Annotated in this window: 15 protein-coding genes and 1 pseudogene; 5 read left to right on the forward strand and 11 right to left on the reverse strand. The window is 65.8% G+C overall.

The annotated features are described in order from the left end of the window. Positions 1-127: 127 nt before the first annotated feature. From QX051_RS24710 to QX051_RS24720, 3 genes are all read right to left on the reverse strand, one after another. The gene (locus tag QX051_RS24710; protein ID WP_315777912.1) at positions 128-349 is read right to left on the reverse strand and encodes a hypothetical protein; all 222 of its coding nucleotides are present in this window, start codon (positions 347-349) and stop codon (positions 128-130) included. 250 nt (positions 350-599) lie between these two features. Next, positions 600-3,782, reverse strand: a complete 3,183-nt coding sequence (locus QX051_RS24715; RefSeq protein ID WP_315736501.1) for a multidrug efflux RND transporter permease subunit — start codon at positions 3,780-3,782, stop codon at positions 600-602. 245 nt (positions 3,783-4,027) lie between these two features. Then, positions 4,028-5,266: an efflux RND transporter periplasmic adaptor subunit gene (locus QX051_RS24720; RefSeq protein ID WP_315777913.1), complete on the reverse strand. Its 1,239-nt coding sequence runs from the start codon at positions 5,264-5,266 to the stop codon at positions 4,028-4,030. 190 nt (positions 5,267-5,456) lie between these two features. On the opposite strand from QX051_RS24720, the gene QX051_RS24725 reads away from it, so the two are divergent. Next, positions 5,457-6,071, forward strand: coding sequence for a TetR/AcrR family transcriptional regulator (locus tag QX051_RS24725; protein ID WP_315736503.1), 615 nt, complete (start codon positions 5,457-5,459; stop codon positions 6,069-6,071). 118 nt (positions 6,072-6,189) lie between these two features. Continuing rightward, the gene (locus tag QX051_RS24730; protein WP_315777914.1) at positions 6,190-7,665 is read left to right on the forward strand and encodes a M81 family metallopeptidase; all 1,476 of its coding nucleotides are present in this window, start codon (positions 6,190-6,192) and stop codon (positions 7,663-7,665) included. Between the two features lie 258 nt (positions 7,666-7,923). Here QX051_RS24730 and QX051_RS24735 read toward each other — a convergent pair whose 3' ends face one another. Both QX051_RS24735 and QX051_RS24740 read right to left on the reverse strand, forming a co-directional pair. Then, positions 7,924-9,549: an MFS transporter gene (locus tag QX051_RS24735; protein ID WP_315777915.1), complete on the reverse strand. Its 1,626-nt coding sequence runs from the start codon at positions 9,547-9,549 to the stop codon at positions 7,924-7,926. Beyond that, complete coding sequence (locus QX051_RS24740) at positions 9,536-10,669, reverse strand: HlyD family secretion protein (protein ID WP_315777917.1); 1,134 nt, start codon at positions 10,667-10,669, stop codon at positions 9,536-9,538. Before QX051_RS24740 ends, QX051_RS24735 begins: the two co-directional genes overlap by 14 nt. Positions 10,670-11,253: 584 nt before the next feature. Here QX051_RS24740 and QX051_RS24745 point away from each other — a divergent pair. Then, positions 11,254-11,534, forward strand: a pseudogene (locus QX051_RS24745) (NAD-dependent epimerase/dehydratase family protein); the annotation flags it as partial. Between the two features lie 83 nt (positions 11,535-11,617). Here the strand turns inward: QX051_RS24745 and QX051_RS24750 are convergent. Together QX051_RS24750 and QX051_RS24755 are read right to left on the reverse strand one after the other, a co-directional pair. After that, positions 11,618-11,911, reverse strand: a complete 294-nt coding sequence (locus QX051_RS24750) for a hypothetical protein (RefSeq protein ID WP_315736507.1) — start codon at positions 11,909-11,911, stop codon at positions 11,618-11,620. A gap of 214 nt (positions 11,912-12,125) precedes the next feature. Further along, positions 12,126-13,400 (reverse strand): sensor histidine kinase, encoded by a 1,275-nt coding sequence (locus QX051_RS24755; RefSeq protein WP_315777918.1) that lies wholly within the window; start codon positions 13,398-13,400, stop codon positions 12,126-12,128. Between the two features lie 448 nt (positions 13,401-13,848). On the opposite strand from QX051_RS24755, the gene QX051_RS24760 reads away from it, so the two are divergent. After that, the gene (locus QX051_RS24760) at positions 13,849-14,148 is read left to right on the forward strand and encodes a Crp/Fnr family transcriptional regulator (protein WP_409998138.1); all 300 of its coding nucleotides are present in this window, start codon (positions 13,849-13,851) and stop codon (positions 14,146-14,148) included. Positions 14,149-14,222: 74 nt separating this feature from the next. Here QX051_RS24760 and QX051_RS24765 read toward each other — a convergent pair whose 3' ends face one another. From QX051_RS24765 to QX051_RS24780, 4 genes are all read right to left on the reverse strand, one after another. Continuing rightward, positions 14,223-14,972, reverse strand: coding sequence for a Crp/Fnr family transcriptional regulator (locus QX051_RS24765; protein WP_315736510.1), 750 nt, complete (start codon positions 14,970-14,972; stop codon positions 14,223-14,225). A gap of 211 nt (positions 14,973-15,183) precedes the next feature. Beyond that, positions 15,184-16,203, reverse strand: a complete 1,020-nt coding sequence (trpS, locus tag QX051_RS24770; RefSeq protein WP_315777919.1) for a tryptophan--tRNA ligase — start codon at positions 16,201-16,203, stop codon at positions 15,184-15,186. Positions 16,204-16,460: 257 nt separating this feature from the next. Continuing rightward, positions 16,461-17,645, reverse strand: a complete 1,185-nt coding sequence (locus tag QX051_RS24775) for an ABC transporter substrate-binding protein (protein WP_315777920.1) — start codon at positions 17,643-17,645, stop codon at positions 16,461-16,463. A gap of 841 nt (positions 17,646-18,486) precedes the next feature. Beyond that, the gene (locus tag QX051_RS24780; RefSeq protein WP_315754587.1) at positions 18,487-19,104 is read right to left on the reverse strand and encodes a TetR/AcrR family transcriptional regulator; all 618 of its coding nucleotides are present in this window, start codon (positions 19,102-19,104) and stop codon (positions 18,487-18,489) included. Between the two features lie 103 nt (positions 19,105-19,207). Between QX051_RS24780 and QX051_RS24785 the strand changes: the two genes are divergently transcribed. Next, entirely contained in the window at positions 19,208-19,906 is a 699-nt protein-coding gene (locus tag QX051_RS24785; RefSeq protein ID WP_315777921.1) for a PspA/IM30 family protein, read from the forward strand. Positions 19,907-19,948 lie beyond the last annotated feature (42 nt).

Genomic DNA, 19,948 nt, shown 5'->3' on the forward strand with positions numbered 1-19,948 from the left:
ATGATGCCATTTTGGCGCTAGGGGCGGCTCGGCCGCGCTGCGGCAGGGCGTGTTGAGATCGTCCGCTGCCGGCGCCTGGCCTGGTCCGGCCGGGTTCACGCCCGGGGCGTGCTGGGGGCTTGCGGCCCTACAATCCGGCGCCGCAGCCTTGATCGTCCGGGCAGGCAAGCGCCGGTACCGGTTCGCTCTCCGCCGAATTGTCGACGACGAGGCCGAGCGCCGGTCTGCTCGTCGCCCGTGCACGGGTCGGAGCCGGCAGCCGCCGCGCTGCACCGTGTGCGCCGATGCGTTCAAAACCCTTTGCCGTCTTCTTCAGCCTGGCGGCGACGAGATGATTCAAAAAATCCATGTTGCAACTCCTTCGGTCGAATGACCCGGCGGCCTGGTGCGGGACAGGCCGCCGGGTCGGCGCAACGTGCTGGAGTTGGCGTCCTCCATTCCGCTGCGCTGGTCTGTGATCCAGTTCACAGTCGCTGAGAATTGATCGTGCCCCGGATCATCGGGGAAGCGTGATGAGGACGCCGACTGTCACTTGCCTCTACGAAACAAGAGACGATTGCGTTTCTCCGCGTCCGACATCACGCTTGTTCACATGCCGTTTACTCCGCAGGCTGCGCTGCCACCGTGCCGTGGCCGCCGTGCTGGGTCAGCGGCTTCATGCCGGTCAGCGTTCGCAGCAGCACGTAGAACACGGGCGTCAGGAACAGGCCGAACACGGTGACGCCGATCATGCCGGAGAACACCGCGACCCCCATCGCCCGCCGCATCTCCGAGCCTGCACCGGTCGATAGCACCAGCGGCAGCACGCCCATGATGAACGCCATCGACGTCATCAGGATCGGCCGCAGCCGCAGGCGACTGGCCTCGATCGCCGCGCGCAGCGGCGTCCGCCCGGCGAATTCGAGCTCGCGCGCGAATTCGACGATCAGGATCGCGTTCTTGGCCGAGAGGCCGACGAGCACGATCAGGCCGATCTGGGTGAAGATGTTGTTGTCGCCCTTCGAGAGGTAGACGCCGAACATCGCCGCCAGCAGCGCCATCGGCACGATCATCAGGATCGCGAGCGGCAAGGTGAGGCTCTCGTACAGCGCGGCCAGCACCAGGAACACCAGCAGGATCGCGAGCGGAAACACCCACAGGCCCGAATTGCCGGCGATGAACTCCTGATAGGTCAGGTCGGTCCATTCGAAGGCGAAGCCCGGCGGCAGCACCTCGGCCGCGACCCGCTCCGCCGCCGCCTGCGCCTGGCCCGAGGAGAAGCCGGGCGCCGCTGCCGCGTTGATGTCCGACGACAGGAAGCCGTTGTAGCGGATGGCGCGTTCGGGACCTGCGCTCTGTCGCACGTTGAGCAGCGCCGACAGCGGCACCATGTCGCCGGAGGCGGAGCGCACCTTGAGCTGGCGGATGTCGTCGGCGCGGGCGCGGAACGGCGCGTCGGCCTGCACGCGCACCGAATAGGTGCGGCCGAACTTGTTGAAGTCGTTCACGTAGTACGAGCCGAGGTAGATCTGCAGGGTGTTGAACACCTCGGTCACGGGCACGCCGAGCTGCAGCGCCTTGGTGCGGTCGATGTCGGCGAACAGTTGCGGCACGTTGACCTGGAAGCTCGAGAACACGCCGGCGATCTCCGGCGACTTTTGCAGGCCCGCCATGAACGCCTTGGTGACGTCGTTGAGCGCCTCATAGCCGAGCCCGGCGCGGTCCTCGATCTGCAGCTTGAAGCCGCCGATGGTGCCGAGGCCGTTGACCGGCGGCGGCGGGAACATCGCGATGAAGGCGTCTTGAATGCCCGCATATTTCTTGTTGAGCTCCATCGCCAGCGCGCCGCCGGACAGCGACGGATCCTTGCGCTCGTCGAACGGCTTCAAGGTCGAGAACACGATGCCGGCATTGGAGGAGTTGGTGAAGCCGGAGATCGACAGGCCGGGGAAGGCGACCGAGCTCTCGACACCGGGCTGGGTCAGCGCGATGTCGCTCATCTTGCGGATGACCTCCTCGGAGCGGTCGAGCGTGGCGCCATCGGGCAGTCGGGCGAAGCCGACCAGATACTGCTTGTCCTGGCCGGGCACGAAGCCGCCCGGCACCTGCTTGAACAGCACGGCTGTGGCGCCGACCAGGAGGACGTAGAGGATCATCACCGCGGCCTTGCCGGTGATCACCTTCGACACGCTGCCGCTGTAATTGTCGGAGGCGCGGACGAAGGCGCGGTTGAAGCCGCGGAAGAACCAGCCGAGGCTCTTGTCGAGGATGCGGGTGAGGCGGTCCTTCGGCTCGTGGTGGCCCTTGAGCAGCAGCGCCGACAGCGCCGGCGACAGGGTCAGCGAGTTGACGGCGGAGATCACGGTCGAGATCGCGATCGTCAGCGCGAACTGCTTGTAGAACTGTCCCGTGAGGCCGGAGATGAAGGCGAGCGGCACGAACACGGCGACCAGCACCAGCGCGATCGCGATGATCGGTCCCGACACCTCCCGCATCGCCTGGTAGGTGGCGTCGCGGGGCGACAGGCCGCTCTCGATGTTGCGCTCGACGTTCTCGACCACGACGATGGCGTCGTCGACGACGATGCCGATGGCGAGCACCAGGCCGAACAGGCTGAGCGCGTTGATCGAGAAGCCGAACAGGTGCATCACCGCGAAGGTGCCGACGATCGAGACGGGCACCGCCAGCAGCGGGATGATCGAGGCGCGCCAGGTCTGCAGGAACAGGATGACCACGATCACGACCAGCACGATGGCCTCGAACAGCGTGTGCACGACGGCCTCGATCGAGGATCGCACGAACTGGGTCGGATCGTAGACGATGTGATACTCGACGCCCTCCGGCATCGTCTTCTTGATCTCGGCCATGGTGGCGCGGACGTTGTCCGAGATCTGCAGCGCGTTGGAGCCGGGCGCCTGGAAGATCGGGATCGCCACCGCCTGCTTGTTGTCGAGCAGCGAGCGCAGTCCATATTCCGAGGCGCCGAGCTCGATGCGCGCGACGTCGCGCAGCCGCGTGATCTCGCCATGGGCGCCGGTCTTCACCACGATGTCGGCGAACTGGTCCTCGTTCGACAGCCGGCCCTCGGCATTGACCGAGAGCTGCAGGTCGAGCCCCTTGACGCTGGGCGATGCGCCGACCACGCCGGCCGCGGCTTCGACGTTCTGCGCCTGGATCGCCTTGACGATGTCGGACGCCGACAGGCCGTGCTCGGCCGCCTTCTGCGGATCGACCCAGACCCGCATCGAATAGTCGCCGGCGCCGAACAGCTGCACGTCGCCGACGCCGTCGATGCGCGCCAGCCGGTCCTTGACGTTGAGCACCGCGTAGTTGCGCAGGTACGTCGTATCGTAGCGGCCGTTCGGCGAGATCAGATGCACGACCATGGTGAGGTCGGGCGAACTCTTCTTGGTGATGACGCCGAGCTGGCGCACGACGTTGGGCAGCCGCGGCTCGGCCTGCTGCACGCGGTTCTGCACCAGCTGCGTGGCCTTGTCCGGATCGGTGCCGAGCTTGAAGGTGACCGTGAGCGTCATCGCGCCGTCGGTGGTCGCCTGGCTGCTCATATAGAGCATGTTCTCGACGCCGTTGATCTGCTCCTCGATCGGCGTCGCCACCGTCTCGGCGATCACCTTCGGATTGGCGCCGGGATAGGTCGCGCGCACCACGACGGAGGGCGGCACGACGTCGGGGTATTCAGAGATCGGCATGGAGAACAGCGCGATCAAGCCGCCGAGGAAGATCAGCGTCGACAGCACGCCTGCGAAGATCGGCCGGTCGATGAAGAATTTGGAGAGGTTCATGGGAGGCCCCGTGGTCGGGAGATGTCAGCGTGTAGTGTGGATTTCGCTTGGCCTGTTTGGCTCGCTGCCGCCTCACATCCGGTGTCGTCCCGGCGAACGCCGGGACCCATACCGCGGACAGCTAATTGGTGAAAAAGACTGCGGGTCATCTTCCTTGGTCGACAAGCAGGGCCGGTGGTTATAGGTTCCCGCTTTCGCGGGGACGACAGTTGTGGTGGTCGCGGACAGCCGGGCCTCAATGACGATCAGCGCTGCGCCAGTTGCTTGTTGTCTGACGCCGCCCCATCGCGTGCGCCCATCGCGGCCACCTGCGTCTTCAGCAGCGCACCCGGCCGCACCCGCTGCAGGCCGTTGACGACGACGCGCTCGCCGGGCTTGAGACCGGCGGAGATGATGCGCAGGCCATCGACGCTGCCGCCGAGGCTGACCGGGCGATAGACAGCGCGCTCGTCGTCGCCGACCACCATCACGAATTTCTTGTCCTGGTCGGTGCCGATGGCGCGCTCGTCGAGCAGCACCAGCGATTGCTGCTGCGGCTGGCCCATGCGCACGCGCGCGAACTGGCCGGGGATCAGCCGGCCGTCCTCGTTCTTGAACACGGCGCGGACCCGGATCGTGCCGCTCTGCCCGTTGACTTGATTGTCGATCAACTGGATGTGGCCGGATGCCGTGATGCCGCCCGAGGTCGTCATCTCGACGGGGATGCGGTCGAGATTGCCGCGCTTGCCCGAGCCGTCGGCGATCGCCGACAATGCGCGCAACACCAGCTCTTCGGTGGCGTCGAAGCTCGCATAGATCGGATTGACGGACACCAGCGAAGTCAGCACCGGCGAGGCCGAGCCGGCGGCGACGAGGTTGCCGACGGTGACCTCGATCCGGCCAACCCGGCCGTCGACTGGCGCCCGCACCTGTGTGTAGTCGAGGTTGAGTTTGGCCGTCTGCAAGGTCGCCTCGGCGGCCTTGACGTTGGCGATCGCCTCGCGATTGCCGTTGTCGCGCTGGTCGTAATCGCGCTTGGTCACGATCGAATTGCCGACCAGCTGCGCGCCGCGCTCCAGTTCGTTGGCAGCGAAGGCGGCGCGGGCGCGCGCCGCTTCCAGCTGCGCCTGCGCCCGGTCGACCTCGGCTGCGTAGGGCGCCGGGTCGATCTTGAAGAGGACGTCGCCAGCTTTGACCAGCGAGCCCTCGGTGAAATTGGTGCCGAGAATGGCACCGGCCACCCGCGGCCGGATCTCGACCCGCTCGACGGCTTCAAGCCGGCCGGAGAATTCGTCCCACAGGCTCGCCTTTCGCGGCTCGACCACGGCAACCGTAACGGCGACGGCCTGTTCGGGGGCCGCAGCGCGGGCTGCATTCGGCGCGGAACTGAAGTTGAAATAATGGGAGCCGGCATAGGATCCGGCGGCAATCAGCAGGCCAGCGGCGGCGACGGTGCTCAGCCACCGCTTCAGGCGGCCGGAGGAACGAATTTCGGGCGAAGGCATTGGCGCGCTCCAGTTTTGTAGTGCTCGCTACAAATGTGGCGCTGGCAACCGGTTCGCAAGAGACTTATGTAACGGATGCTACGAAAATAGTAGCCCGACTTTCGGCGACTGCGCCAGATCAAAGAAATCGCGTTCAATAACAACTAGATAAGAAATCGGACGGGGCGGAGACGGAACAGGAGTTTTGCACATGGGCATCGGACGGCCCCGGACTTTCGATCGCGACACCGCGCTGGACCAGGCGATGGAGGTGTTTTGGCGCCATGGCTATGAGGGCGCCACCATCGCCCAGCTCACCGACGCCATGGGCATCAACCCGCCCAGCCTCTATGCCGCGTTCGGCAGCAAGGAGGCCCTGCTCAGGGCCGCGCTCGACCGCTACACGGCGCGACGGGAGGCCTGGATGGACGAGGTCTTGAGCGCGCCGACCGCGCGCGAGGTCACCGCGCGGATGCTGATGGGCGTCGCCGAGAAACAGACCGATCCGTCCAATCCGCCCGGCTGCCTGCTGGTGCAGGGCGGTCTCGCCTGCGGCTCCGGCTCGGCCAATGTGCCGTTCGAGCTCGCGGCCCGCCGTGCGCAGACCGAGGCGCAGCTCCGGCAGCGTTTCGATCGCGCAAAGGGCGAAGGCGATCTGGCTGCCACCGCCGACCCTGCGGCGCTCGCCCGCTATGTCTCGGCCGTCATCACCGGCATGAGCGTGATGGCGTCGTCAGGCGCCGACCGCGAGGCGCTGACGCAGGTCGCGCTGGTCGCGATCAAGGCGATCGAGGATCAGTCGGTCGCGTTTGAGAGGGCGGTCTGACGCCGCTCATGCGCTGGGCGACGGGCGCTCTTCCTTCCTGCCGGCTTGTGCTGATGGACGCGATGCGGTCCCCTGCGCCGCATCCTCGTCCCTCGCGCGAACCAAGAGCCTCCTCTCCATGCGTGTCTTCTCCGCCGCCCTTGCCACCGAGACCAACACCTTCGCGCCGATGCCCACGGGGCTCGCGACCTTCCATGAGCGCGCCTACTTCCCGGCCGGCCAGCACCCGGACAAGATGCAGATGCATGGCGGGCCACTATGGGCTGCGCGCCAGGTCGGGCCGTCCAAGGGGTGGACGCTGATCGAAGGGCTGGTGGCCGCGGCCGTGCCCAACGGGCTGGTCACCCGCGCCGCGTTCGAGACCCTGCGTGATCAGATCCTCGCCGATCTCAAGGCTGCACTGCCGATCGACATGGCGTTGATCGGCCTTCACGGCGCGATGATCGCCGACGGCTATGATGATTGCGAGGGTGAGCTGCTCGCGCGCATCCGCGAGATCGTCGGGCCCGATGTGGTCATCGGCGCGACGCTCGACCCCCACGTTCACATGAGCGAGCTGATGGTCAGAAGCGCCGATCTGCTGATCTGCTGGAAGGAATATCCGCACACAGATATCCTCGAGCGCGCGCAGGATCTGGTGAAGTATTGCACCGAGATCGCCGAGAAGCGGCTGAAGCTGCAGAAGGCCCTGGTCGACACCGACATGATCGTCACCCTGCACACCACACGCGAGCCGGTGCGCAGCTTCGTCGACCGCATCACCGCGCTCGAAGGCAAGGACGGCATCGTGTCGGTCTCGATCGTGCACGGCTTCGGCTGGGGCGACACGCCTGACATGGGCACCAAGGTGCTGGTCTACAGCGATGCCGCCGTCGATCCGGATGGTGTCAGGGCGAAGGCGCTGGCACGCCGCCTTGCGGACGAACTGATCGGCATGCGCGAGGCGGTGACCGAGCGCATGCCCGCCGTCGATGCCGCGCTTGACCAGGCCTTGGCGACAGACGGCACCATCGTGCTCGGCGATGCCAGCGACAATCCCGGCGGCGGTGCGCCCGGCGATTCCACGTTCATCCTGCGCCGGCTGCTCGACCGCAACATCGGCAATGCCTGCCTCGGTCCACTCTGGGATCCGATCGCGGTGCGCATCGCCTTCGATGCCGGCGTTGGCGCCAAGCTGCCGCTGCGGATCGGCGGCAAGATCGGTCCGCTGTCGGGTGATCCGGTCGATGCGACCTGGGAGATCAAGGCGCTGAAGGAGAACATGGTGATGACGGGCCTTGCCGGCACGCCCGCCAAGCTCGGCGATTGCGCGTTGATCGGAAGCAATGGCGTCGAGGTCGTGATCACGACGTTCCGCTGCCAGGCGTTCGGCACCGACTTCTTCACGCAGCTCGGCTGCGATCCTGCCACGCGCAAGCTCGTCGTGGTGAAATCCGCCCAGCATTTCCGCGCGGCATTTGCGCCGATCGCGGCCGACATCATCATGGTCGATGCGCCCGGCGTGGTCGCGCGCGACGTGACGACGTTGCCCTACAAGAAGATCAAGCGTCCGAAATGGCCGCTCGATGAGTTGCCGCAATCATTGCGAGCATGATGTCCCAGAATGCGACGCTCACCGTGCCGCTGTTAAGGTTCGGAACGCGGCTGGAACGAACCGCGTCCGAATCGCTTGCGAAACACGGTTTGAAATCTGTTCACGGCTAGATGTCGTATCTCTCGGAGATGACGCGCAACATGCAGCGCCAGCGATTCTGATCGCGCGGCTCGGCTTTCGCCAGAAGGTTAAAGGCGCAGAGGCGCGCCGGCGTTGTTGGAGAGAAGGCTACGACCCCACATGCGGTGGCGGGCCCGCTCAAATCGTCGACGATCCGAACCGTCGCATCCACGCCGCCCTCAGACCGATCGGTGCTGGCGAGAACGGGCCCGACGGCGCGCGGGTGATCAGCGCAACCAGCACCAGCGAGGCGATCGCGAGCCAGAAGCACAGCCAGAACGCGTCGAGATAAGCGAGCACGTTGGCCTCGCGCTGCACCTGCGCGGCCAAGGTCCCGACGGCGCGGGCCTTGGCCTGGCCGCCGCCATGCGCGGCGAAATAGCCGGTCAGCCGTTGCAGCGCGCGCGCGACGTCGAGATCGCTGCTCTGGATATTGAGGCCGAGATAGGCCGAATGCACCTGCTCGCGCACCCGCAGCCACGTTCCCATCAGGGCGACGCCGATTTCGGCGCCGCCGAGCCGCATCACCTGGATATAGGCCGCAAAGGACGTCGCCCGCGCCGGATCGGAATTCGACAGCGCGAGGATGATGATCGGAAGCAAGGTCAGGGCCTGTCCGATCGACTGCAGCACGACGATGACGATGAAATCCTCGCGCGCCCAGGCATGGGTGATCTGGGTGCCGAGCAGATTGGCCGCGGCGAAGGCGCTGAGACCGAGCACGACGACGATGCGGGGATCGAGATGGCGAAGCAGCGTGATCGACAGCGGCACCAGCACGATCATCGGCAGCGCCCCGTAGATCAAGAGCAACGAGCCGCTCTGTTCGGGCCGCAATTGCGTGATTGTGGCCAAGAAGTTCGGCACCAGCGACGCATTCGACAGGCTGGTCAGCGTGTACAGCAGGATCACGACCAGCGACAGGCCGATGTTGCGCGAGAACAGCACGTTGAAATGCGCCCATGGCTGCGGGGCGAGCGCCTCGTTGACGAGGAACAGGACGAACAGCACGGCGCCGCCGCCTAGCAGCGCCATCACCGTGCCCGATTGCAGCCAGTCGAGCCGGTTGCCCTGGTCGAGCCCGGCGTAGATCATCGACACGGCGCTGCCGAGCAACAGCATCCCGCCCCAGTCGGCGTTCTCGAGCAGCGCGCGGTTGACGGGCTCGGCCGGGGTGCCGAGATAGACCATCAGCGCCATCAGCGGCGCCAGCACGACGCCCTGCCAGTACAGCCACTGCCAGCCGAGATGCTCGACATAGAAGCCGACCAGCGAGGTCGAGGTATCCAGCGCGAAGCCGACCCGGATCGCATAGATCGAGATGGCCGGTAGCCACCAGCGGATCGGCAGGTTGCGGAAGATGATCATCAAGGTGGCCGGCACGAAGGTGCCGAGCAGCATACCGTGCAGGATCGCGAGCGCGATCAAGGTCGGATAGTCGCGCACGAACGGAATGATCAGGGACAGCACCGCATAGATCAGGCTGGGAATGCCGAGCACGCGGCGCAGACCGAACACGGTCGCGAGCCACGCCACGGCCGGCGCGATCACGATCTGCGAGCCGATCGCCGCGGTGGACAGCCAGGCGCCCTCGTCAAAACCGAGCGAGAACGCGCCGCGCAGATCGGGCAGGCCGACCGAGGTCAGCCGGCTGTCGAAATTCGCCAGGAACGAGCCGAGCAGGACGGCGCCGACGGCAAACAGCGGATGCGCCGCCTGGCCGCCGCGCGACAGCGGTCCGCGCTCGGTCTCACTTGGTGCCATCGGCCTGGCCGGTGGTGCGGATGTGGGTCACGACCGACATCCCCGGCAGCAGCCGCGCGAGCAGCGGCTGGTCGCCGTCGAGGGCGATGCGGACCGGAATGCGCTGCACGACCTTGGTGAAGTTGCCGGTGGCATTGTCGGGCGGCAGCAGCGCGAATTGCGAGCCGGAGGCCGGCGCGATCCGCTCGACGCGGCCATGCAGCCTCTGGCCCGGGAACGAATCCACGGTGATCTCGACCGGCTGGCCGGGCGCGACATGGGTGAGCTGCGTTTCCTTGTAGTTGGCGATGACGAAAACATGCGGCAGCGGCACCACCGCGATCAGGCTGCTGCCGATATTGACGTAGTCGCCGACCTGCACCTGGCGCTGTCCGACGACGCCGTCGAATGGCGCGGTGATCCTGGTGTAGCCGAGCTTGAGCCGCGCCGCGGCGAGCGCGGCCTTGGCGCCGGCGAGATCGGCGCCGCGCTGCTTCTTGGTGCCGGTGAGCACCTCGAGCTGATGACGCTGCGCGGCGATCACCGCGCGGCTCGCGCGCACGTCGGCCTGCGCCTTGGCATAGGCGGCGGTGGCTTGTTCCAGCCGCTGTTTGGTACCCGCTTCGCTCTGAGACAGCGACTGCTGGCGCTCTTCCTCCTGCCTGGCCTGCACCTCGGCCGCGCCGGCCGAGACCTGCTGCGCTTCGGCCTGCGCGATGGTTGCGTATTGCAGCTCGACCTGATTGCTGAGGTTGTCGAGCGCCGCCTGTGCCGCCTCGACATTGGCCTCGGCCTGCGACACCTGTGCCTCGTAGTCGGCCGGATCGATCTGGACCAGCAGGTCGCCGGCCTTGACCTGCTGGAAATCGCTGACCGCGACCTTCGTCACCTCGCCGGCCACGCGGCTCGAGAGCTGCGTCAGGTCGGCGCGCACATAGGCGTCGTTGGTCGACTGGGTCGTTGCGTTGCCGGTCCAGGCGTTCCAGCGCGTGGTCGCGAGCGCCACGAAGGCGAGCGCTGCGATCACCGCAAGCAGCGGAATGCCGAGACGCGCCGAGAGCCCGGGCGCCGCGGCGGACGAGGGCGGTGGCGTCGCTGCAGCGCGCGCCGCCGCGTCGACGTTGCTCGGTGTTTCACTCAAGGGACGTCTCCCGCATCGGCCGACGCTGATCAGTCCGACGACTCGTACCCCATTCTGCGCCGCGTGCCACCTGGACTCTGGATTGTGAGCCATGCACCTGGGGGCATGGACATCTGCGCGCCGAACGGACCGGCGTGGCGGGCGGGTGCACAGGCACGGCCTGCACCTGGAGCCGCGCCGACCTCGCAGCGCCGTGATCGCGCCAACGACATCAGCGCTGGACTCGCTGCCACGGCCAGCCTGCGCATGATGTCCCAGAATGCGACGTCGTGCGCGCTCACGTTAACGTTCAGAACGTGGCTTGAACGAACCGCGTCCGAATCAGCGGCGCGGCCCGGTACGAGGTCTGTTCACGGCTAGATATCGTGCTGTCATCGCGTGACATCAGCTATTCGGCGTCACCTGACCGCAATCGGACGACCGGCCGGGTGCGAGAGCGTTAAGAGCGCGGAGCGGCCTGCCGCCAAGCGGTCGTCGGTGACGCCGGCCGGCGCGCGCTGCCCGGTTGCAGCGGTCGCCCCGCTGGGTCACATTTCTCATCCGCGACTCGATCCAGCCGTTTGCTGATCAGAAGGCCTTCATGCATGGATCACAAGGGAGCGATCCTGGTTGCCGGCGGCGCCGGCTACATCGGGGCTCATTGCTGCAAGGCTGTCGCCGGGGCCGGCTACGCGCCGGTCTGCTACGACAATCTGTCCACCGGCCATCGCCGCACTTCAACGCCGGCGGTGCCGACGCGTCAGGCCTGATCGGTGAGCTGCGCGATCCCGAGACGCACCTGATCCCGCGGGCGCTGACGGCGATCCTCGGCCATGTGCCGGACTTCGCGATTTTCGGCACCGACTATGACGGCACGATCATCCGCTCGGCCTGGACCTGACACCAGACCGCGCACCCGCGGATCGCGTGAGGCCGATGCCGCGTGCCTTGAGCTCGTCGGGGAAGCTGTTACGCCGCGGCGGGCGGCGTGTGCGCGAACTGGTCCACGAAGCTCATCTCCGCGCGCTCGTCGTCGACCGACCAGCAGCCGATCTCGGAAGCGCCCCGGAAGAAGTGGACGCTGTGCACCGGTGAGCGGACATCGTCGCCGCGAATGATCTGGAGCAGGGTCCGCGCCACGCGGCGGTGATCGCCGGGGAGCCTGAGGTCGAAGAATGCGTCGCCATAGCCCGGCAGGATGGTGCCGGTCGAATCGCGAACTTCCATGCGCAACTGTGCCATGCTCGCATTGAACGCCAGCAACGGTTTCCGCCCGGTAAATGCCGCCGGGCTCGCGCATGTTCGGATTTGCGGTGTGGTCTCACCATGAAGCGTGTAGCGCGCTCGTCGCCACCAGCGGCACGTGGACGAGGAGCATTGACAAATAGCTGCCGTTCGAGAAAGCGGCCGGCCTTGTCGGCGGCGCATCGAGGATCACGTCATCGGCCGTGCTGGCGAATGATGATCGCCCAAGGGATCACCGGGTCTTCTCCAGCACCGGTCGCTCTGCGGTGACGAGTGCTGCCGCGGGTGCAATCCCTTCGTTGCGGGGGATCATCGGCAGTTCGACCAGGACACGCGTGCCGGTTGACTGGTTGGCGCTGACGGAGAGGCGGCCGCGGAGCTGCTCGACCATCCCCTTGATCATCCGGAACCCCAGGCTCGCGCGCGGCTGATCGATGTCGAAATCGGCCGGCAGACCGACACCATGGTCGGACACGCTGAGGTGCAGCCGACCGTCGATGTCACGGGCGGAGATGTCGATCGTCCCGTCGCGGCCCGGGTAGGCATGTTTCACGGCGTTGCTGACCAGCTCGTTGATCAGGAGGCCGAGAGGAACGGCATGATCGGCCGACAGCCGTATCGGGTCGGAGTCGCAGCGCAGCACATTCGTTCCCGCGACCCGTTGCAGCCGGCTGCAGAAGTCATTGAGGAAGACGTCGACGTCGATCAAGCCGATCTGCGAGGCCCGCGAGAGATGATCATGAACCTGGGCAATGGCCGCCACGCGCGATCCTGCGTCTTCGAGGGCGCGCTTGGCTTCAGCCGAATGCGACCCGAACGACTGGACGCGGAGCATGGCCACGACGGATGCGAGGCTGTTCTTGACGCGGTGGCCCATTTCGCGCGTCAGCATGGCTTGATGGTCCAAGGCTTCCCGGAGCCGCGTCTCCTCATGCAGGCGCTCGATTGCAATCCCGACGATGTCGGCGAATGCAGTGAGGAAGGCAACGTCTGCCTCGTCGAAGCGGCGGGGGGCCGGACTGTCGACCTGGAGCACGCCGAAATAGCCGCCGCCTTGTCCGCCGCGATCGATCCGGACGCTGATCGACGTCTTGATGCCGCGGTCTACTGGAAGAAGTCCCGGTGTCTCGAAGCGACCATCAGGGGGGCCGCGACTGGTGATGATGGCTTGACCTGTCTGGAAGGCGCGGCCAGCAGACGAGGCGCTGTCCACGACGAACGATGATTGCTCGACCGGGCTCGGCCATCCGTAACCCGCGCGGACCAGCAGTCTCTTGCCATCCGCCACGAATTCCATCGCCATCGTGAACGGTGCATTGAGGCCCTTGGCGCAGAGCGCGGTGGCGCGCTGAAGAACGCTGTTGATATCGCGGGTCTGCAATGCAGCACGACTGAATTCGGCGAGCACAGATTGTTGGATGAGCCTGTAGCTGCGTATGTCATTCCGGACGCCTGCCCGCTCGAGAAAGATCGGAAAAGCGGTATCTTGGCTCTGATGTCTCAACACGCGAATTCTCCAAAACAGGACGCACTCCGACTACAAATTCCCCGCTGCTCTCTTCCTTACAATTTGATATTATGAGACTATTGTGTTGCTGTTCCCGGTCGGAGTCTGAGCAAAAGCGAACATGGGTCCAGTTTGCCGCAGCGCAATTCGTCGGGAGCCGAATCGAGGAGAATGGCTCCCCGGCGCGGGCAGTAGCACCTGACGCTCGCTGTGCCCCCCGCGCGCTCATCCAGAGGACCTTCCACGGAGAGCGGGCACTGATGCCGTGGCGAGAGGCGTGCTCATGCCAGCCTTTCAGTGGGCGGGGCGGCACCCTCATCACCGGAGACCGCCCTATGCGAGCCAGGCGGCCGGCCGCTGGCGCGTCGGCCAGCTCCGCCCATTCGGCGGCAATTCTTTCCGCTCGGTGGTGTGGCCCACCGACAGCGAGTCGTGGGGCGTGTGACAGATGGATCCCGTCGAGCGCATCTGCCGATGGCTGCTGATGATGCACGACCGGGCCGAAGGGGCGGTGCTTCCGTACACGCATGAATTCCTGTCGCAGATCCTCGGCGCCAATCGCAAGTCGGTGACGCTTGCCGCGCAATCCATGCAGGCGGCCGGCCTGATCAGCTATCGTCGCGGCACCATTCAGGTGCTCGACCGGCCCGGACTCGAGAAAGCCTCGTGCGAATGCTACGCCATCGTCAAGCAGCGGTTCGGTGCATTTCTCCAGCCGCCCACGACGGCGGTGCGCAGCCAGCATTGATTTGATGGTGGCGCGGATCGAGCAGGGCCAGGGCCAGCTCGATCTCGAGATGCACGGTCACTCGAGATGCACGGTCATAGGCTCTTGAGGGGAGCCTTGCCTTCAACCGACTTCACGCCTGCGATATGCGGCTGATCGTGCAGAACCACGTTCAGCAGGGAGTTGTGGATCACGAGATGGCCGTTGTAGTCGATGAAGCCCAGCTTGCGGAACTTGTTCATGAAGTGACTGACCCGCGAGCGGGTGGTGCCGATCATGTCGGCCAGCATCTCCTGGCTGACCTTCGCGATGACCCGCTGCGGCTTGCCGTCATTGCCGAAATTGGCCAGCAGCAGTAGCGCCCGCGCAAGGCGCTTCTCGCTCGAATTGAACAACTGATCGATGAGATCGGCCTCGACGCGGATCGTGCGGGCGAGGATGTGCGAAACGAACACCTCGGAGAACGCCGGCTGCTCACGCAGGGTGCTGATCGCGGCCGATTTGGTGATCCGCAGGATTTCGCTGTCCGTGATGGCCGACGCTGCCGACAGCCGATGAGATTGGCCGGCCAGGCACCCCTCGCCGAAAAAATCGTCCTGACCGAGCAGCGCGATGACCGCCTCCTTGCCCTGCTCGGAATGGACGACGATCTTGACCGTGCCCGTGATGATATAGAACAGCACATCGGCGAGGCCGCCCTGGGAAAAGATCTGCTGGTCCTTTCGGTATTTCCCGATCGTCCGGCCTGGGCCTTCGGTCTTCAGGAACACCGCCGGATCGAAAGCCTGCTTCTTGGGCTGCGGCTTTGCGGCCGTCGGCGGCTTTACGATGGGTCGCTTCGCCATGTGTTCTCCGGGTGAAACGCGAGTGCTGAATACTTCGAAACCGGATCTCGGCATAACAGTTGGGCAGGCGCGAACGCAGCATAGCGCCTTTCGCGGCCGCTTGACAGCGCAGCGCCTATTTCGACGGGACATGCGCAGCCGTTTCGTGTTCCAGTGACGCAGCGGAGCGGGAATTAGTTAATTCATGTTATCAGACATTAGCATCGCACCGCTAATGCAGCGCAAACAGACCCAGCGCCTCGCGTACGTCGCGCAAGGTCGCATCGGTGACGGTGCGCGCCAGTTCGGTGCCGTGCCTGACGATCTCGAGAACATGGTCGGGATCACGCGCAAACGCTGCCCGCCGGTCGCGGATCGGCGCGACCACGGCCTGCAGCACGTCATCAAGTCGCTGCTTCACGACGCTGTCTCCGAGGCCGCCGCGAACGTAGCGCGCCTTCAGGTCCGCGACCGCCGCGTGATCGTCGTCGAACGCGTCGAGATAGGTAAAAACGACATTGCCTTCGACACGCCCCGGATCGGCGGCCCTGACGTGGCCGGGATCGGTGAACATGCGGCGGACGGCATCGCGAATCTGGTCCGCGGTGGCGGAGAGTGGAATCGTGTTGCCCTGTGATTTGCTCATCTTGGCCTTGCCGTCCACGCCAGGCAGGCGTCCGACGCTCGGGATCAGCGCGCGTGCCTCGGGGAGCACCTCCGTGCCCGCTTGGCGGTTGATGCGGCGGACGATCTCGTTGGTCTGCTCGATCAGCGGCGCCTGGTCCTCGCCGACCGGCACGATGGTCGCCCTGAAGGCGGTGATGTCCGCGGCCTGCGCGACGGGATAGCACAGGAAGCCGGCCGGTATATCGCGGCCGAAGCCGCGTGCCTGGATCTCGTCCTTGATGGTCGGGTTGCGCTCGAGCCGCGCCACCGTGACGAAGTTCATGTAGAGCAGCGTGAGATCGGCCAGCGCCGGCAGGTGCGATTGCAGGCAGATGGTCGTCATCTCCGGGTCGATGCCGACGGCGAGATAGTCGGTCGCGATCTCCAGGATGTTCCGGCTCACCTTGCCCGGATCGTGGGCGTTGTCCGTCAGCGCCTGGGCATCGGCCAGCAGCAGGAATTGCCGATGCGTCGATTGCAGCGCGACGCGGTTCTGCAGCGAGCCGACATAGTGGCCGAGGTGCAGGGGGCCGGTGGTCCTGTCGCCGGTCAGGATGACGGGACGTTCTGGCATTGAGAGAGGCATCGTGGTTCTCCAGAAGTGAGAACCGCCGCTCGATCGAGCTCTTCGATGCTGTTGATGACAAGAACCGCGTCGCAGGCCGATGAACGGCGGCGACGGGCGAATGAATGACGAGGCCGTGCCGCTCCTAGATGGAGCGCCACCACGTGTTCACGGGCATGGTCTCGGTCTTGATCATGCGATCGATATGGCCGAAACCGCCGATGAAAGCAACCCGCTCACGCACGCTGCACGGAGCGGCGAGCCCAGAGCCATTCAGCCTATTCGAGATCTATTGCGTGATACTGGCCGGTCTTGTCGAGCTGCGTGCCCCAGACCTTGTGCAGCGCCTGGTGGTCGGACGGGCCGAAGCTCACCCTTGATCCAACGCCCAGCTCGTAATTCTGCATCGATTCGAGGACATCGACCAGCGACTCGGTGTCGACAGCGGGACCGGCGCGACGCAGTCCTTCGATCAGGATGTTGGCGGTGAGATAGGCTTCCAGGGACGAGTAGTCCGCCGGCTCTCCCGGGAAATATCTGTCGAGCGCCTTCTTGTAGTTCAGGGTGACGGACGCGTAGCCGTCGACCGCCGGCGTGACCTGGGTGCAGATGACGCCGTCCGCATAGCGCGGGCCGAGCACCATCAGCTCACTGGCGAGGCCGGTGCTGCCGACACCCGAAATCGTCGCGTAGATCATGTCCGGATACAGGTCGCGGGTCTTCTCGATGAACTTGGCCGCGGCGCGAAAGGTGGCGACCAGCACCACCGCCTTGATCGCATGCTTCTGCCGGCGCAGTTGCGCGATGGCCTCGTCGACATTGACGGTATTGCGGTTGTAGCTCATGCGGAAGGCGTCGCCCACGCCGCCGCGCAGCCCGTGCATCGCCTTGCTGACACCCTCCCACCCCGCGTCGCCGTAGGCATCCTGCTGGGTGAGAACTCCGATCTCCTGCGGACGCAGCTTGCGGCTCTTGACGAGATAGTTCACGAGCGCATGGGCTTCCTCGGCGTAGCCGGCACGGTAGTTGAAGACGTAGCGGTCCGGCGGATCGTGGCGGAGCGAAGGAGCGCCGGTGAAGGCGCCGAAATAGAGCGCATGATGCTCGAGCGCGTACGGCACCGAGATCAGGGCCGTCGGACTGCCGTAGTTCTCGACGAAGCCGAACACCTTGTGCTGCTCGTAGAGCTCCTTCATCGCGTTCAGCGTCCGCGTCGGCTCATAGGCATCATCGGCCGTGTAGAGCTTGAGCTGCCGGCCATGCACGCCGCCTTCCTCGTTGGCCTGCGCGAAGGCGAGGTCGATGCCGAGCTTGAGCTGATGGCCCATCTCCCTGGCCGGACCCGAGAACGGCGCCGCCATTCCGAAGCTGATTTCGGTATCCGTCACGCCCTGGACCGGGGGCCGCGCGCTGGTCGGCTGCGCCGACGCGGCATTGGCCATCCGCGTATCGAACTTCGGCACGCGGTCCTCCTCCCTCAGCGGCAGGCTCTGATCCGGCGCGACGACGGGGACGGCGCTCGCAATCGCTCCAGTTGGGAGAGCATCTTGGACCGGTGCAACGGTCTGCGCGGCTCGGGCCGGCGATGACGGAACCGTTGCCGTGGTTGCAACCTCCGCACGGCCGTTGGCGGAGAGCGCAGCGGTCCACCGCGTCGGAAGCTTCGTCGCTGCAAAGCCGGCCACGCCTGCGGCGACAGCCACGAGCCCCAGTATGCTCAACGCGCCGAGGAATCGTCGCTCCCGTGGCGGCGGGGAAACCTCCTGCACGCCGAAACGGGACGCAAATTCCGCAGGCGAGGGCCGGTCGTGCTCGTCGCGCCACGATTGTTCATACAACGTACGCCGGCCATCGTCGTAACCGGACGAGAATGGCGGATCGTGGTCGTCGTTGGGCGCACGCAAATGTCTCACGATTTCCCCCTTGGCTCGCGCGTCCTGGACTCGTTGGCGCTTTTTCCTGATCGCGCGGCGGCCATACGCTGCAGGCTCTGCCGGCCGGATGAGCGTGGACATGCGCCGAGATCTGCGCATGTCACACGAACTAACACTCGTCATCGAGCGTTGGTGGATCGGCAGTTCCAGACATGTTGTCTGGAACAAGTCCGAACGTCGGCATGATACTGCGAAGCAATGGGGCGGTTGTTTGTTCTCGCCGTCAATTCCGGCTGAACAAGGCGGGAGCCGCGCCGCCGGGGCAGCAACTAGCTATCGCAGCAGGCAGGAGAGAAATGCCGTGAAGCAGTCGTGTTTGATCGTTGGCGTCAGGCGTCCGATGACGCTGCGCACGACGCCAAGCTGCGCGTCACCGGCCGGTCGTCTCCTCCGCCACCAGTCCCGTCACCATCGCCTGCACCATGGTCGCGATCTGCTGGCGCAGGGCGGCGAGCGGAACGGCGATCAGCTTCTGCTCCAGCCCGAGCGCGACCATGCCGTGGACCGCCGAGAACAGGCTGCGCGCGGTGACGCTGATGTCGTCGAACGAGCGCTGCGGAAACAACGCCGCCAGCGGCTGGTGGATGTGACGGAACAGGTGCATCTGGTCGGCGATGGCCCAGTCGGGCAGCGGCTTCTCAGGCGCCATGCGATGCTCGAACAGCGCGCGCCAGAGCTCGAGATTGTGGGCGGCGAAATCGCAATAGGCGATCGCGATGCGCACCAGCGCAGCCTCGGGGCCCGGCGGCCCGGCGCTTTCGGCCGCCGACAATTCCGCGTCGAGCCGCGCCAGGGTGCGTGATCCAACCATCAGCACGAGCTCGTCGACATCGGCGACGAGATTGTAGACCGCGCCATTGGCGACGCCGATCTCCTGGGCAAGATCGCGCGTCTTCAGACCGGCGAGACCCCTCGTCCGGATCATCCGCTCGGCGGCCTCGATCAGGGCTTCGCGCTGTTTTGCACGTCTTTCCAGTGTCTTGGACATTGTTAACCAAAATATTGAGCGATGCTCAAAATACGCCTTGAGCGTCGCTCATGATTGCGCTAGAAGAAACTGTATGAGCAATGCTCATAACAGGGAGTTCACAATGTTCAAGACTGTTCTGACGCTGTTTCGGGGCACCGTGGCCGTCGCGGAGGAGGAGCTGCAGGACCGTACCGCACTGGTGATCCTGGATCAGCAGCTGCGTGACGCCGCTGCCGCCGTCGATCGCAGCAAGCGCGCGCTGGCGCTGGCCATCGCGCAGGACCAGCAGGAGGGCAAGCGGCTCGAGGCGACCTTGGCGCGGATCACCGATCTCGAGGTGCGCGCCACCGCAGCGCTCGACGGCGGTCGCGAGGATCTGGCCCGCGAGGCGGCGCAGGCGATCGCTGGCCTCGAGGCCGAGCGTGACGCTGCCAGGACGGCGCGGGCGCTGTTCGCGACCGAGATCACCAGGCTGAAGAAGCATGTCGCCAACGCCGAGGCGCGCATTGCCGAGCTCGATCGCGGCCGGCGGATTGCGCGCGCCTCCGAGGCCGTGCGCAATCTGCGCCGCGGCGGCATCGAGGCGGCGCGTCCCTACGAATGCACGCTGCCAGAGGCCGAGGCGACCCTGAAGCGGCTGCGCGAGCGGCAGATGGAAGCGCAGGCCGCCGACGAGGCGCTGATGGAGCTCGATGCCGCGACGGGGCCGATCACCACCGCCGAGAAGCTCGCCGAGCAGGGCTTTGGCCCGCGCATCAAGACCACCACCGACGACGTGCTGGCGCGGCTGAAAGCCGGCCGCACTGCACCGGCCAACTGAATTTCGTCACCACCGATCGAAACGCATCAGCCAACCTGATTG

Source organism: Bradyrhizobium sp. SZCCHNR1053, from assembly GCF_032381235.1.
Taxonomy (GTDB): domain Bacteria; phylum Pseudomonadota; class Alphaproteobacteria; order Rhizobiales; family Xanthobacteraceae; genus Bradyrhizobium.

What these genes read in the sequence shown, in the direction of transcription:
- QX051_RS24715 (WP_315736501.1), bottom strand. Translation starts at nt 3,782, where the DNA reads ATGAACCTCTCCAAATTCTTCATCGACCGGCCGATCTTCGCAGGCGTG.
- QX051_RS24720 (WP_315777913.1), bottom strand. Translation starts at nt 5,266, where the DNA reads ATGCCTTCGCCCGAAATTCGTTCCTCCGGCCGCCTGAAGCGGTGGCTG.
- QX051_RS24725 (WP_315736503.1), top strand. Translation starts at nt 5,457, where the DNA reads ATGGGCATCGGACGGCCCCGGACTTTCGATCGCGACACCGCGCTGGAC.
- QX051_RS24785 (WP_315777921.1), top strand. Translation starts at nt 19,208, where the DNA reads ATGTTCAAGACTGTTCTGACGCTGTTTCGGGGCACCGTGGCCGTCGCG.
- QX051_RS24710 (WP_315777912.1), bottom strand. Translation starts at nt 349, where the DNA reads ATGGATTTTTTGAATCATCTCGTCGCCGCCAGGCTGAAGAAGACGGCA.
- QX051_RS24730 (WP_315777914.1), top strand. Translation starts at nt 6,190, where the DNA reads ATGCGTGTCTTCTCCGCCGCCCTTGCCACCGAGACCAACACCTTCGCG.
- QX051_RS24765 (WP_315736510.1), bottom strand. Translation starts at nt 14,972, where the DNA reads ATGGCGAAGCGACCCATCGTAAAGCCGCCGACGGCCGCAAAGCCGCAG.
- QX051_RS24780 (WP_315754587.1), bottom strand. Translation starts at nt 19,104, where the DNA reads ATGTCCAAGACACTGGAAAGACGTGCAAAACAGCGCGAAGCCCTGATC.
- trpS (WP_315777919.1), bottom strand. Translation starts at nt 16,203, where the DNA reads ATGCCTCTCTCAATGCCAGAACGTCCCGTCATCCTGACCGGCGACAGG.
- QX051_RS24735 (WP_315777915.1), bottom strand. Translation starts at nt 9,549, where the DNA reads ATGGCACCAAGTGAGACCGAGCGCGGACCGCTGTCGCGCGGCGGCCAG.
- QX051_RS24760 (WP_409998138.1), top strand. Translation starts at nt 13,849, where the DNA reads ATGGATCCCGTCGAGCGCATCTGCCGATGGCTGCTGATGATGCACGAC.